This window comes from Roseibium sp. SCP14 (assembly GCF_040329475.1).
Classification (GTDB): domain Bacteria; phylum Pseudomonadota; class Alphaproteobacteria; order Rhizobiales; family Stappiaceae; genus Roseibium.
Map to the genome: position 1 here is coordinate 157,348 of NZ_JBDZYH010000006.1, position 13,258 is coordinate 170,605.

Genomic DNA, 13,258 nt, shown 5'->3' on the forward strand with positions numbered 1-13,258 from the left:
AGGGAATGATGGTTGACGATAAGTTACTGAAACTGGTTAACCCCTACGAACCGAAACTGGGCGTTAGGAACAAAAAAGTGTAGTTGTCCCGAGGTTCACCCGACCTGACTTAAACCACAACCTCGCCTGAATGACGGCAGAATCTGGCCACACAAAGGCAAAGGAGGCCACAATTGCTGCGGCCTCCTGCAAATTTCATCTGACAATTCCGTGAATTATGGCATTTCGTGAAAAGCTTGAAGCAAAGAACGTTACCTATCGCGTTGAAATCTTTGATTTCAGGCTGCGATAGCCAGTTCAGTCTTTTCACGAAATGCTTAAGACGCAGTCCCGCGTCGCGCGCTTAGCTCAGCGTTCTGCCGATAGAGATGAATTTCTCACGGCGCTGTTTGCGCAGCTCGTCCGGGCTCAGGCCCTCTAATTCCTTGAGCGCAGCCTCGATGGACTTGCCCGCGGTGTCAATAACGATTTCCCGGGCGCGATGCGCACCGCCGACCGGCTCATCGACGATGCCGTCGATCACACCCAGCTGCTTCAGATCCTGCGCGGTGATCTTCAGCGCCGTTGCGGCATCCTGTGCCTTGGCACTGTCGCGCCACAGAATGGACGCCGCCCCTTCCGGAGAAATCACCGAATAGATGGCATGTTCAAGCATGAGCACCTTGTTGGCCGTCGCAATCGCAATCGCTCCGCCGGAACCGCCTTCACCGATCACAACAGCAACCGAGGGAGTTCCAAGTCCGAGACCGACATCGGTAGACCGAGCGATGGCCTCTGACTGGCCGCGCTCTTCCGCACCACGCCCCGGGTAGGCACCGGACGTATCGACAAAACTGATCAGGGGCAGACCGAACCTTTCAGCCATTTCCATGACCCGAACAGCCTTGCGGTAACCTTCCGGACGAACCATGCCGAAATTGTGCTTGAGACGGCTTTCGGTATTGTGCCCCTTTTCCTGGGCGAGCACCGCAACGGATTGCCCCCGGAAGCGGCCGATACCAGCGATCAAGGCATGATCTTCGGCAAATTTCCGGTCGCCTGCGAGCGGCGTGAAGTCTTCAATCAACCCGGCAACATAGTCGACGGCATGCGGACGGTCCGGATGACGGGCGACAAGCGTCTTCTGCCAGGGCGTCAGTTTGGCGTAGAGATCTTCGAGCGTTTGCGCGGATTTCGTTTTCAGCCGGTCGATTTCGCTGTCGACATTGACCTCTTCCCCATCCTCTGCGGCAAGCGCCTTGAGTTCCTGGATCTTGCCTTCAATGTCCGCGACGGGCTTTTCGAATTCCAAATAGCTGTGCATGTACTCGGTTACCTGAAACGACCCGGCACCGCCAGCCAACTAGCGGCCGTTCCGGAAAAACAGTTTGAAAAGGCACGGAACGTGCCCGAATGGCATACGTGGTGGGCTGTATCAAGAGACGCAAGAGGGCGCAAGTCTCGGCAGCCTCCGACAGAACGAATTCACGCTATAGCTTTAGATACCTGGAGGCAATTTGCGTCTGTAAAGGCTCTCTGCTCAGACCTCAGCGGGCAGCCTGATCGTTGCCGGCGCCGTCAATGTTGAGTTTTGTGGCTTCCACCAGCAAGCGGCCGTTCTTGGTATCGACCGCGATCCGGTAAGGCAGCAACACATTGTCGCGGCCCATCGGAGCCATCCAGACCTCCATGTCGGCCTTGGCCATGTACTTGACCGACTCCTTGGACGGTCTATGCCCGGCAACAGGTACCCAGCGAGCCTTGCACACGACAACGGGACCATCATAACCGCGTCCGGAAACTTCCTTGGTTCCCTCGTAACTCAGCTTGATGTCAAACCGGGTCCAGCCATCGAATATCGGCAGTTTGCGGGAACACGCTTTGGGACCAAGACTGTCCTTGGCGCGGCGGACCGGCATCAAAGCCGCGCTCAGCGGATCGATTGCATTGCGCTTGTGGCGGTTGGTGACCTTGATCCGCTCAGGATTGGGCTTGAATTTCGGTGCCACCTCCATGGACCGAATGTTGCGCGAGCCCTGATTGAGATTGACATAAAAATCCAGATTGGAAGCCCGGGATGCCATTCGGTACTTCGACGGCACCACCTTTGACCCGACCAGCCAGCCGGAAGCTTCTGCTCCGCCCTTACCGGTGGTGAACAGCGTTCCGATGCCGGCAGGTTCCACGCTGACTTTTGCCGAATAGGCATTTCCCTGCACGACCAGAGAAAGCGTTCCCCTGCCAATTTTGAAACCGGCCACTGAAATCGAATAAAGTCCGCCAACACTGCTTTTTTTGGCTTCTGCTGGTGAAATCAGCAGCGCGCCGGCAATCATCGGCAGGGCGACAATCCGCCCGAGAGACGTCAAACCAAACACTTCAAACCTCCACACTGTCAAATAGACAGCGATTTGCGCCCCCGCACCAGTAAGTGTTCCGCGGCGGTAACAGTACCATGAAAATTGTCCGTTGAACGCCTTCAATATTTCTAAATTATGGTAACCCAGTGGTTAACGGACGGCCGCACGGCAAATAAAAGCACTGAATCTCGCCAAAGCGCCGGAGATGTCTTGACGTTGGCGCGCGCTGCCATTATAGCGGGGCAACTTTTTCCGAGAAATGCCGGAGACGATGTCGCCGGACCTCAGGTCCGCGCCGGTTCCGGTTTGGACATGCTGGGTTCCATGTAACGGCCCAGCCACGAAAACAAAAGGTGATATCATGGCACGCCGTTGCGAACTTTCCGGCAAAGATGTGATGACGGGCAACAACGTCTCTCACGCAAACAACAAATCCCGCCGCCGGTTTCTGCCGAACCTGTGCAACGTGTCTCTGATGAGCGACACGCTGGGTGAAACCTTCAAGCTGAAGGTCAGCGCGCACGCACTTCGCTCCGTTGAGCACCGCGGTGGTCTGGACGCATACCTTCTGAAGGCTTCCGACGCTCAGCTTTCCGACGCTGCCCGCAAGATCAAGGTCAGCATCAAGCGTAAGCAGGCTGAAGCTGTTGCTGCCTAACCCTCAAGGGTAATATGATGACAGAGACCCGGAGTTTCTCCACGGGCCATCACGCCATCGCGATTCTCGCGATGGCGCTTGTCGTTGTGGCCTCAAATTACCTGGTCCAGTTTCCGGTGGAGCATTTCATCGGCAACGTGAACCTGGCGGACACCCTGACATGGGGTGCATTTACCTATCCGATCGCGTTTCTCGTAACCGATCTGACCAACCGCCGGTTCGGCCCGAAGGCCGCGCGCAAGGTGGTCATATCCGGTTTTGCCCTGGCGATCGTCGTGCCCATGCTTTTCTGGACACTTGACGAGGCTTTCACCACGCCGCGCATCCTGGTTGCTTCCGGTACCGCGTTTCTGGTGGCTCAGTTGCTTGACGTCACGATATTCGATCGCATGCGCCGGATGAGCTGGTGGAAAGCGCCGATCACCTCCTCCCTGATCGGGTCGGTTATCGATACGGCCCTGTTCTTCGGCATCGCGTTCTCGGCAAGCTTCGCCTTCGTTGATACGTTCTTCGGCATGGAAGACGGTTCACTGGCATTCCCGGTCCCCTTCCTCGGAATCGGCGGAGACGTTGAAACGCTGTTGTGGTTCTCGTTGGCTGTCGGTGATTTTCTGGTGAAGATGCTCGTGGCCGTGGCGCTTCTGGCGCCGTATCGAATCATTCTGAGTATCTTCCAGCCCGTGCCCAACGGTTCGGCGGCCTGAGGCATTGGCTCTGATGAAGACAGAAAAGGCGTCCTGAGGGCGCCTTTTTCTTTGACCTCAGTCTTCCAGTCGAAACCTGAGAAAAATAGTTCTCTGCAGGATTGAACGATTGTTGTCCGACACCAACGTCAGAATCGTCTCGCCGTCTTCGTTCTGGTGAACGGCCAAAGCTTCCATATTGTCGATCTGGTAATCGAAATCCGCTTCCAGAAGTACCTCACCGTCAAGAACGGCTCCCGGTTCGAGTGCATCGGACGAAAAGCGGCGCAACCTCAATCCGATCAGATCACGCAGGTTGAACCTGCGTTCCATCAACAAAAGATCGCCGTTCGGGAGAAAGGCCGCATCGGTCGCATCGAACCTGTCGTGGCGTCTGATCGCAAAACGTTCAGTTCCCTCCGGCCCGATGATGAACGCCGCAAGATCGTGCGCATCACTTGGAGCCGATTCTGCAATGGCAACCAGCTGACCGGCCAATCGATGGTCGTCAGGGGCCGCGGCCAGGGATTCCAGTCCCGTATTGCGCGGCAGGGAAAGAATATCGTCAGGCAACGCGACTTTGCCGATCATGCGCTCACTGCCGGTCTCCATCGGCCATGGGTAGCGATAAATGGCATTATACGTTTCGGCGGTCACGTATGCGCCCGATGAAGCGACGGTCAATGCTTCCGTGTCATGGCCCCATCGAACCCGCAAAGTCTTTCCGTCGGCTCCCAGAAGCGGTGCAGACCGGACATCGGAAATGTCGAGCGGTTTGCCGGCCTCCGATTGCTCGATCTGTCCGGCGACCCAATGCCCATTGTCGGTGACTGCAAGAAAGGCGTTTCCCTTGTCGAGACTGACGAGGCCAGAAAGACCGCCCGTCTTCCTGTCGGAAGCTAGCAGCTCCAGCCCGCCAAGAAAGGTCAGCTTGCCGAACTGCTTATCGTCATGACCGATCCGGAAGCTTTCAATCGTTTTGGTGCGGCTCTTGACCGGTTGCCCCTTCCTCAACAGGTCCTGGGCAACGGAAGGAAATGCAACGGCGCAGGAAGCTGCTGCCATTGCGAACAGGGCGAGAGTTGTCCCAATTTTCCTTCGAAACAAGCTCATCGCCCCACCATGAAGCTTACCTTTTACCGCTGGCCTGCGCGACGCCGCCTGCCTCGTGGCTGGAAGGACAGATCGACCTCATCATCGAAAAGATTGGCAAGCTGATCGGTCATGGCACCCGCCAGTTCCTCGGCGTCAACAATGGTCACCGCACGACGATAGTAACGGGTGACATCGTGACCGATCCCGATGGCGATCAGCTCGACCGGCGACCTCGTCTCGATTTCCTCGATCACGTAACGCAGATGGCGTTCGAGATAATTGCCCGGATTGACGGAAAGCGTCGTGTCGTCGACCGGTGCACCGTCGGAAATCATCATGAGGATCCGGCGCTGCTCCGGACGGGCAAGCAGTCGATCGTGTGCCCACAGAAGCGCTTCGCCGTCGATGTTCTCCTTCAAAAGGCCTTCACGCATCATCAGACCGAGATTGCGACGTGCCCGGCGCCAGGGCGCATCGGCGGACTTGTAGATGATGTGGCGCAAGTCGTTCAAACGCCCGGGTGTCGGCGGCTTTCCGGCCCCGATCCAGCTTTCGCGCGACTGGCCGCCTTTCCAGGCTTTTGTCGTGAAGCCCAGAATCTCCACCTTCACGCCGCACCGTTCCAACGTTCTGGCAAGAATATCTGCACAGGTCGCTGCAACCGTGATCGGACGTCCGCGCATGGAACCGGAATTGTCCAGAAGCAGTGTCACCACCGTATCGCGGAAATTCGTGTCGCGCTCCTGCTTGAAGGCAAGTGGCGACATCGGGTCCGTGACGGCGCGGGTCAGCCGGGCAGTATCGAGAAGCCCTTCTTCGAGATCGAAATCCCAGGCCCGGTTCTGCTGCGCCATCAGCTTGCGCTGCAGCCGGTTGGCAAGTCTGGCGACCGCCCCCTGAAGATGAGTAAGCTGCTTGTCGAGGAACCCCCGCAAGCGATCCAGCTCGGCCGTGTCACAAAGCTCTTCGGCCGTTATGGTTTCATCGAATTGATGCGTGAACACGCGATAATCGGTTTCCGGCCGGTTGGTGAACGGCAGGTCCTGACGGTCGCTCTCGCCTGGTTCCTCGGAATCTTCCGCCAGATCCTGGTCGGCGAAATCCTCCATATCGGCCTCGGCAGCTTCCGTTTCCCCGCTGTCCTGCTCTTCGCCGGAAAGTTCCATCTCCTGCGGAGCAGCTTCCTGCTCACCGCTGTCTTCCTGATTGTCGTCGCCCGATTCGGCTTCGTCGTTGTTGCCCTGGTCCTCGTTTTGATCTGGATCGGTGTCTTCGTCCTGATCCCCGAGTTCGTCGCCCATATCAAGCGATTTCAGGACGTCACGCAGACGCGCCGCAAACGAATTCTGGTCCTCGACTTCCGCTTCAAGCCTGTCGAGGTCACTCCCGGCCTTTTCCTCGATCCAGCCACGCCACATGTCGACAAGGTTTTTCGCGCTTTCCGGCGGCTCTGCCCCCGTAAGGCGTTCGCGCACCATCAGGGACAAGGCGTCCTGCAGCGGAGCTTCATCGCGGCTGGAAATATCCGGCGCCCCGGATTTCCGGAACCGGTCGTCCAGCATGATGGCCAGGTTGTCCGCAACGCCCTGCATGCGCCGGGCGCCGACCGCCTCGCAGCGCGCCTGTTCGACGGCCTCGAAAATTGTCCTGGCATCCGAGCCCTGCGGCATATTCTTGGCGTGGACCGCCTTGTCGTGGCAGGCAATGCGCAGTGCCATGGAGTCCGACAGACCGCGCGTGACCGCGATCTCGTGCGCATTGACCTTTCGCGTGGGCTCGGGCAAGCGTGCTGACAGGCCCGACAGGCCTGGCCGATCACCGGAGAACACGACCTCCAGCTCCGCTTCCCCGGAGATTGCCCGCATGGTTCCGCTCACCGATTGCTTGAACGGCTCGGTGGTCGGGGCGGGCTTGTTGCCCGGAAGAGAATTGCTACCTGGCCTCGGAGCCATGTGCACCTCAGCTCATTACGACGTTGACGGACGACTCCGGCAGATCTTCGCCAAAGCAACGCTGATAGAACTCGGCCACAAGCGACTGTTCCATGTCGTCACACTTGTTCAGGAAAGTGAGACGGAACGCAAAGCCGACATCGCCGAAGATTTCCGCGTTCTCCGCCCAGGTGATGACTGTTCTCGGGCTCATGACGGTCGACAGATCGCCGTTGATGAACGCGTTGCGGGTCATGTCCGCCAGGCGCACCATCTTGGAGACGATGTTGCGTCCCTCGTCGGTCTGGAAATGCTTGGCCTTGGACAGAACGATATCAACTTCATTGTCATGCGGCAGATAGTTCAGTGTCGTGACAATCGACCAGCGGTCCATCTGAGCCTGGTTGATCTGCTGGGTTCCGTGATAAAGACCGGACGTGTCGCCAAGACCAACGGTGTTGGCAGTCGCGAACAGGCGGAATGCGGCATGCGGACGAATCACCCGGCTCTGATCGAGCAGGGTCAGGCGGCCGGATGATTCGAGGATACGCTGGATCACGAACATCACGTCCGGCCGGCCGGCATCATATTCATCAAACACCAGTGCGACATTGTGCTGATAGGCCCAGGGCAGAATTCCGTCCCGGAACTCAGTCACCTGCTGACCGTCCTTGAGAACGATCGCGTCCTTGCCGACAAGGTCGATACGCGAGATATGACTGTCCAGGTTCACACGGATACAGGGCCAGTTGAGCCGGGAAGCGACCTGCTCGATATGGGTGGACTTACCGGTACCGTGGTAACCGGTCACCATCACGCGGCGGTTATGCGCAAAGCCCGCAAGGATCGCAAGGGTTGTTGCACGGTCGAAGAGATAGTCCTCGTCCCTCTCGGGCACATGCTCTGATGCGGTGGAAAACGCCGGAACCTTAAGGCTTGATTTGAAGCCGAACACTTCTTCTACGGAAATCTCGGTATCCGGCATGGCCATTGCCGCAGTCGTCGTCTCAGTCATCAGTCCTCCGCAGTCCCGGATGTTCGGGAAAGGTAATTTGAGAAAAGCCTGCAAGGCCATGCAAGCTTAAAGGAAACCGGCTTTCTTCAGAACGTTATAGGCCTGAATGATTTCCCGCAGGCGGTCTTCGGAAGACCGGTCTCCGCCATTGGCATCCGGATGGTTCAGTTTTACAAGCTCTTTATACCGCGCTTTGATTTCATCGCCACGGGCATTGTATGGGAGATTGAGCACATCCAGCGACCGTTTTTCAAGCGTTAGTAGCTTTCTTTGTCGCGGGCGTCTTACCTGTTCAGCCCTGCGCTGCGCATTTCCACGCATGCTGGCGCGGGCATCGAACCCATCCGGACCGTCTGCCGCCTGTCGATTTACACCCATTTTCCAGGTGGGCCGGTGCCCCGTCAGACTGTCTTTCTGATAGGTGCGCACGTCGTCGTCACCCATCCCGACGAAATAGTTGTAGGACTTGTTGTATTCGCGTACGTGGTCGACACAGAAATTGAAGTACTGGCCTTCCCGCTCCCGCCCTTTTGGCGCGCGGTGCATTCCAGGTCGTTGACATCCCGGATGGTCACAGACCGGATGACGGTCCTGCGCTACCCGTTCCTTGTCCGGCTTGACCCGGATACTGTCGAAGAGTTTTGAATCCAGTTTCATGCGGTCGAATATCGAACTCTGTCAGGTTGCGGACAAGCCGCAGGGCGTTGCATTTATCCGGTGTCCAGAGCTAATTTGCGAACCCTGCCCCCGGAACTCGAACAGCCAGCAACTGTATCAGTCACGGTCGGGCCAGCAAAGACTTGAACTTTGAAAACACCGGTTCCACGTTAAAAAAATGAACACGAAACAGATCATCACCGACAAGCTGACGGCAGCTTTCTCACCCGTTTTCCTGAACGTCATTGACGAGTCGGAAAAACACAGAGGCCATGGCGGCTGGCGCGAGGGCGGCGAAACCCATTTCCGGGTGCAAATTGCCGCAGCTGCCTTCGAAGGCATGAACCGGGTGGCAAGGCACAGGGCCATCAACGACTTGCTTGCAGACGAAATCGCCGGCGGCATACATGCGCTTGCGCTGGAAATCCGTTCCGACAGCGAACCGGATCCCCGCGCGGCCCGCATCGCTGACTGATCGCACTTTGCTATGCCGGTGAGTTCTGCGCGGTGACGCGCGGAGGCTCCCCGGCTGAAAGTGCGCGCGTCTGCCCCAAGGGCATGATGCGCAAGCGTGTAATGCGGTTCTTTTCCCGCCGCAGGACTGTGAACCGGAAGCCATGGAAGGTGAAGATCTGCCGTTCTTCCGGGATCATTCGCGCTTCGTGTATGACAAGACCGGCAATCGTCGTTGCCTCGTCATCCGGCAGGCTCCAGTCCGCTGCACGGTTCAGGTCCCGGATCGGCACCGAACCGTCGACAATTACAGATCCGTCCGCCTGTGGACGCAGACCTTCCAGCTCCAGATCGTGCTCATCGGCAATTTCGCCGACGATCTCTTCCAGAATATCCTCCAGCGTGACAAGCCCCATCACTTCACCATACTCGTCGACAACGAGCGCAAAGTGGGACTTGTGCCGCAAGAACGCATTCAGCTGATCTTGCAGGCTGGTCGTGTCGGGCACAAACCATGCTGGTGCGGCGATATCCAGGATATTGATCTTGTCCTGATCCCCGCCGACCGCGTGCAGTGCCCGCAGCAGATCCTTGGCGTGCAACACGCCGACGAAATTATCGCTCTCACCGCGCCAGAGCGGCAGGCGCGTATAAGGCGAGGCCAGCGCGGCATTGACCAGCTTTGCGGGGTCCTCGTCGGCATTGAGCGCGAGCATGTTGGTCCGGTGCACCATGACGTCGGACACTTCCAGCTCGGCAAGGTCGAGCAGACCGCCCAGGCGGTCGCGTTCGCCCTTTTCAAGTCCGCCCTCAATATGCTGCAGATCCACCGCGCCGCGCAATTCGTCGTGCGCAGACAGGATCGAGGCATCATCGCCAATCTTGACGCCAACCAGCCGCAGGATGTGCCGGACGATCCATTCCACACCAACGACAACCGGGCCAAAAACGGCCACCACAAAGCGGACGATCGGCGAAACCGCAAGCGCGAAACGTTCCGGATTGGTGATTGCCCATGTTTTCGGCAGAACTTCGGCAAAAATCAGCACCAGAGCGGTCATGACCAGCGTGGCGAGCGCAACCCCCGCCTCGCCGAAGAGCGACAAAAACACGCTCGTTGCCAGGGCCGAGGCGAGAATGTTGACCAGGTTATTGCCCAGAAGAAGCGCACCGATCAGCCGTTCGCGCGAAGCTATCAACCGGCTGGCAACACGCGCCCTCCAGTCTCCGGTCTTTTCCAGCTGGTGCATGCGCGCCCGCGATGCTGCGGTCAGCGCCGTTTCCGAACCGGAAAAGAAACCTGAGAGGAACAAAAGCACAAATATGGCTGCAACCGCCAGCCAGAGAGCCGTTTCCGTCATGCTTGGAGTTTCTCCTTGAGGAAGTCCGAAACCTGCGCGGGGTCAACGCCCTTTTCAACGAAGGCTTCGCCGATGCCCCGGGTCAGAATGAAGGTCAAGGCACCGCGGCTGACCTTCTTGTCCTGAGCAATGATGTCCATGAAAGTCTCGGCTGTTGGCAACTGGCCCGGTATCTCCTGGATCCGGACCGGCAGACCGACATCGGTCAGATGCTTGTGCACCCTGGAAACCGTGTCCTCACCGATAAGACCGAGTCTCTCTGAAAACTCGTGAGCCAGCATCATGCCGATCGACACGCCTTCACCGTGAACAAGACGCTGGGTTTCATAAGAAACAGCAGCTTCCAATGCGTGTCCAAACGTGTGACCGAGATTGAGCAGCGCCCTGCGGCCGGCTTCAAACTCATCGGCTGCAACAATGTCTGCCTTTGCCTGACACGACCTTGCCACAGCCTCGTCCCGTTCCGGACCGCCGGCGAACACGGCTTTCCAGTTCGCTTCAAGCCAGGAGAAAAACTCCACATCGCCCAGCAGTCCATACTTGGCGACCTCGGCGTAACCGGCCCGGAAATCGCGAAGGGGAAGCGTGTCGAGAACAGCCGTGTCGGCCAGAACCAGAGCAGGTTGGTAGAATGCGCCGATCAGGTTCTTGCCGTGGCGGGAATTAATCCCGGTCTTGCCACCAACGGAACTGTCGACCTGCGCAAGCAGGGTGGTCGGCACTTGAACGAATGCCATGCCTCTGCGGACCGCGGATGCCACAAAACCGGTCAGGTCTCCAACGACCCCGCCACCCAGCGCAACAACCGCATCGCCGCGCTCAAGACGCGCATCCAGAACTTCGTCGCACAGGCGTTCGAATTCGCTGAAACACTTGGTGCTTTCGCCAGCGGGAACCGTGAGAACCGTATGATCGATACCAGCAACCGCCAGGCTGCTGGTAAAAGCATCGAGATGAAGACCCGCAACGGTCCGGTCGGAAACCACGGCAACACGTGCGCCGGGGAGAACGGATGCTATCTCTGCTCCGGCATTTGCTATCACTCCCCGGCCGATCTTGATGTCATAGCTGCGCGCACCGAGTTCGACCCGGACTTTTTGCTCTTCTGCGGCGGTTTCTGCAACGATCGTATCTGCCATGTTGTCACGCTTCTTGAAATCAGGAATTCTGGGTTTGCGAGGCATGGATGCCTTCGTCGTGGAAGAGAAAATCAGCGAGAGTGACGACAATCTGGTCGACCACCGACTCGTGCGGCACGTCCTTTGACGTGACCGTCAGAGCAGCCTTGGCATAAACAGGCTCGCGCTCGGCCATCAGCTTTTTCATCGTCCCTTCCGGATCGGGGTTCTGCAGCAATGGTCTCGTCGACCGTCGGCGCACACGCGCCATGACGGTATCGAAATCCACCTTGAGCCAGAGGGAAATTCCGTGCTCGCCAATCTCGTTGCGGGTCGCCTCGCTCATGAAGGCGCCGCCGCCGGTCGCCAAGACCTGAGGCCCCTCGCCCAACAACCTGGCAATGACGCGCTCTTCACCGCTGCGGAAATAGGGCTCTCCGTGCTCGGCGAAAATTTCTGACACAGTCATGTTGGCTGCACGCTCAATTTCGGAATCGGCATCGATAAATTCAAGCCCAAGCCGTTGCGCGAGCCTCTTGCCGACTGTCGACTTGCCGCATCCCATGATCCCGACCAGGACAATCGACCGTGACCCGAGGGCATTAACCACACCGGCAAGATCGACGGTTTTGGCCCTTGCGGCAAGAGCGTCCACTTCGTGGTTCTGCGTTTTGTCGTTTTCTGTCATGGCGGCGTTGTAGCATATTCGCCGGAAAAGACACGGGGAGAACGAGCGACGACAACAAGATCCTTTGTCTTGCACCCTCCTCAGCTTGTTGAAACAATCCGAGTTCCGATTCACCGTCTGGAGACATTGCGTGCCAACCCTGACCCGCCTGATACTCGTGCTGCTGCTGCTGGGTGCACTCGGCTATGGCGCGATCTATTCACTGGCGAATTTTGTCGAACCGCGCGAACGGGAAATCACCGTGCGGGTAAAGAAAGACGGCTTCGGCCGCTAGAGCGTTTCATGGCAACCGGCTTTGACCTGGAAAATTTTCTGGAGATGCTTGCCGCCGAGCGTGGTGCTGCTGAAAACACCCTGGCAAGCTATCGCAGGGATCTGGAGGATTTCTCCGACTTCCTCGGCAGGAAGAAGCTTTCTGCCGCCGGCTCGGAGGACATATCGGCTTATCTGAGCGATCTGACCCGACGCGGATTTGCCGAAACCTCACAAGCCAGACGGCTGTCGGCCCTCAAACAGTTTTACAAGTTTCTCTATTCGGAAGGCAGCCGCGAGGACGATCCGACCCGCACCCTGTCCGCCCCCAAAAAACGGGCCAGCCTGCCCAAGGTTCTCTCGGTTGATGATGTCGACACTCTGATAGAAACAGCTAGAGCACAAACGCTGAAGGCCCAGAAAAGTGCGGCAACCCGCCTTCGAGTCCAGCGGATGTACACACTGATCGAAGTGCTTTACGCGACCGGCTTGCGGGTTTCCGAACTTGTTGCCCTGCCGGTCACCGCGGCTCTGCGAGATGCCAGGCTCATCGAAATCAAGGGGAAGGGCGGAAAGGAACGCCTAGTTCCGCTCTCCCATGCGGCCCAGGTCGCAATGAAGGACTATGTCGGCTTGCGCTCAGCTGAAGGTGCCTATGAAAACAGCCCCTGGCTCTTTCCCTCACACGGAGACAGTGGACACCTGACCAGGCAGCATTTCGCGCGGGAGCTGAAGGACCTCGCGCGGGCTGCGGGTCTCGATGCCGCAAAGGTATCGCCTCATGTGCTGCGCCACGCCTTTGCCTCGCACCTTCTCCAGAACGGGGCCGATCTGCGCGTGGTGCAGCAGCTTCTGGGCCATGCGGATATTTCGACAACGCAAATTTACACCCATGTCCTGGATGAGCGCCTGCGTGAACTGGTAGAAAGCGCACATCCTCTGGCCAACAAGTAAAACCTCCACTCTATTGCGCTGCAGCAATCAGCCTCCTAAACTCCGCAGCCTTGA

The 13,258-nt window shown here is 58.0% G+C and carries 14 protein-coding genes; 5 read left to right on the forward strand and 9 right to left on the reverse strand.

Annotated elements, in window-relative coordinates; genetic code table 11:
• Window positions 1–343: 343 nt before the first annotated feature.
• Window positions 344–1,303, reverse strand: a complete 960-nt coding sequence (locus ABLQ08_RS23605) for an acetyl-CoA carboxylase carboxyltransferase subunit alpha (RefSeq protein ID WP_352947662.1) — start codon at window positions 1,301–1,303, stop codon at window positions 344–346.
• Between the two features lie 223 nt (window positions 1,304–1,526).
• The gene (locus tag ABLQ08_RS23610; RefSeq protein ID WP_352947276.1) at window positions 1,527–2,357 is read right to left on the reverse strand and encodes a DUF3108 domain-containing protein; all 831 of its coding nucleotides are present in this window, start codon (window positions 2,355–2,357) and stop codon (window positions 1,527–1,529) included.
• A gap of 343 nt (window positions 2,358–2,700) precedes the next feature.
• Here ABLQ08_RS23610 and rpmB point away from each other — a divergent pair, with 343 nt between their 5' ends.
• Entirely contained in the window at window positions 2,701–2,997 is a 297-nt protein-coding gene (gene rpmB / locus ABLQ08_RS23615; RefSeq protein WP_352947279.1) for a 50S ribosomal protein L28, read from the forward strand.
• A gap of 17 nt (window positions 2,998–3,014) precedes the next feature.
• Window positions 3,015–3,701 carry a VUT family protein gene (locus ABLQ08_RS23620; RefSeq protein WP_352947281.1) on the forward strand — a complete coding sequence of 229 codons (687 nt, stop codon included), beginning with the start codon at window positions 3,015–3,017 and terminating at the stop codon, window positions 3,699–3,701.
• Between the two features lie 57 nt (window positions 3,702–3,758).
• On the opposite strand, the gene ABLQ08_RS23625 is transcribed toward ABLQ08_RS23620, so the two are convergent.
• The 4 genes from ABLQ08_RS23625 to ABLQ08_RS23640 all read right to left on the reverse strand — a co-directional run bounded on the left by ABLQ08_RS23625 (window position 3,759) and on the right by ABLQ08_RS23640 (window position 8,378).
• The gene (locus ABLQ08_RS23625; protein ID WP_352947284.1) at window positions 3,759–4,793 is read right to left on the reverse strand and encodes an esterase-like activity of phytase family protein; all 1,035 of its coding nucleotides are present in this window, start codon (window positions 4,791–4,793) and stop codon (window positions 3,759–3,761) included.
• A 23-nt stretch (window positions 4,794–4,816) separates the two neighbouring features.
• A complete protein-coding gene (gene cobT / locus ABLQ08_RS23630) occupies window positions 4,817–6,727 on the reverse strand; it encodes a cobaltochelatase subunit CobT (RefSeq protein ID WP_352947286.1) in 1,911 nt (636 codons plus the stop codon).
• Window positions 6,728–6,734: 7 nt separating this feature from the next.
• On the reverse strand, window positions 6,735–7,721 hold the full coding sequence (gene cobS / locus ABLQ08_RS23635) for a cobaltochelatase subunit CobS (RefSeq protein ID WP_352947288.1): 987 nt from the start codon (window positions 7,719–7,721) through the stop codon (window positions 6,735–6,737).
• 66 nt (window positions 7,722–7,787) lie between these two features.
• Window positions 7,788–8,378: a J domain-containing protein gene (locus tag ABLQ08_RS23640; protein ID WP_352947291.1), complete on the reverse strand. Its 591-nt coding sequence runs from the start codon at window positions 8,376–8,378 to the stop codon at window positions 7,788–7,790.
• A gap of 178 nt (window positions 8,379–8,556) precedes the next feature.
• Here ABLQ08_RS23640 and ABLQ08_RS23645 point away from each other — a divergent pair, with 178 nt between their 5' ends.
• Entirely contained in the window at window positions 8,557–8,853 is a 297-nt protein-coding gene (locus ABLQ08_RS23645) for a BolA family protein (RefSeq protein WP_352947293.1), read from the forward strand.
• A gap of 10 nt (window positions 8,854–8,863) precedes the next feature.
• On the opposite strand, the gene ABLQ08_RS23650 is transcribed toward ABLQ08_RS23645, so the two are convergent.
• Genes ABLQ08_RS23650 through ABLQ08_RS23660 form a run of 3 tightly spaced genes read right to left on the reverse strand, consistent with a single transcriptional unit; the run spans window position 8,864 to window position 11,998 of the window.
• Complete coding sequence (locus ABLQ08_RS23650; RefSeq protein WP_352947295.1) at window positions 8,864–10,192, reverse strand: HlyC/CorC family transporter; 1,329 nt, start codon at window positions 10,190–10,192, stop codon at window positions 8,864–8,866.
• Window positions 10,189–11,331 carry a 3-dehydroquinate synthase gene (aroB, locus tag ABLQ08_RS23655; RefSeq protein ID WP_352947665.1) on the reverse strand — a complete coding sequence of 381 codons (1,143 nt, stop codon included), beginning with the start codon at window positions 11,329–11,331 and terminating at the stop codon, window positions 10,189–10,191. Before aroB ends, ABLQ08_RS23650 begins: the two co-directional genes overlap by 4 nt.
• Window positions 11,332–11,350: 19 nt before the next feature.
• Window positions 11,351–11,998 carry a shikimate kinase gene (locus ABLQ08_RS23660; RefSeq protein ID WP_352947297.1) on the reverse strand — a complete coding sequence of 216 codons (648 nt, stop codon included), beginning with the start codon at window positions 11,996–11,998 and terminating at the stop codon, window positions 11,351–11,353.
• A gap of 130 nt (window positions 11,999–12,128) precedes the next feature.
• Between ABLQ08_RS23660 and ABLQ08_RS23665 the strand changes: the two genes are divergently transcribed.
• The gene (locus tag ABLQ08_RS23665) at window positions 12,129–12,272 is read left to right on the forward strand and encodes a hypothetical protein (protein WP_352947300.1); all 144 of its coding nucleotides are present in this window, start codon (window positions 12,129–12,131) and stop codon (window positions 12,270–12,272) included.
• Between the two features lie 8 nt (window positions 12,273–12,280).
• Window positions 12,281–13,204 (forward strand): site-specific tyrosine recombinase XerD, encoded by a 924-nt coding sequence (xerD, locus tag ABLQ08_RS23670; protein ID WP_352947303.1) that lies wholly within the window; start codon window positions 12,281–12,283, stop codon window positions 13,202–13,204.
• The last annotated feature ends 54 nt before the right edge of the window (window positions 13,205–13,258 follow it).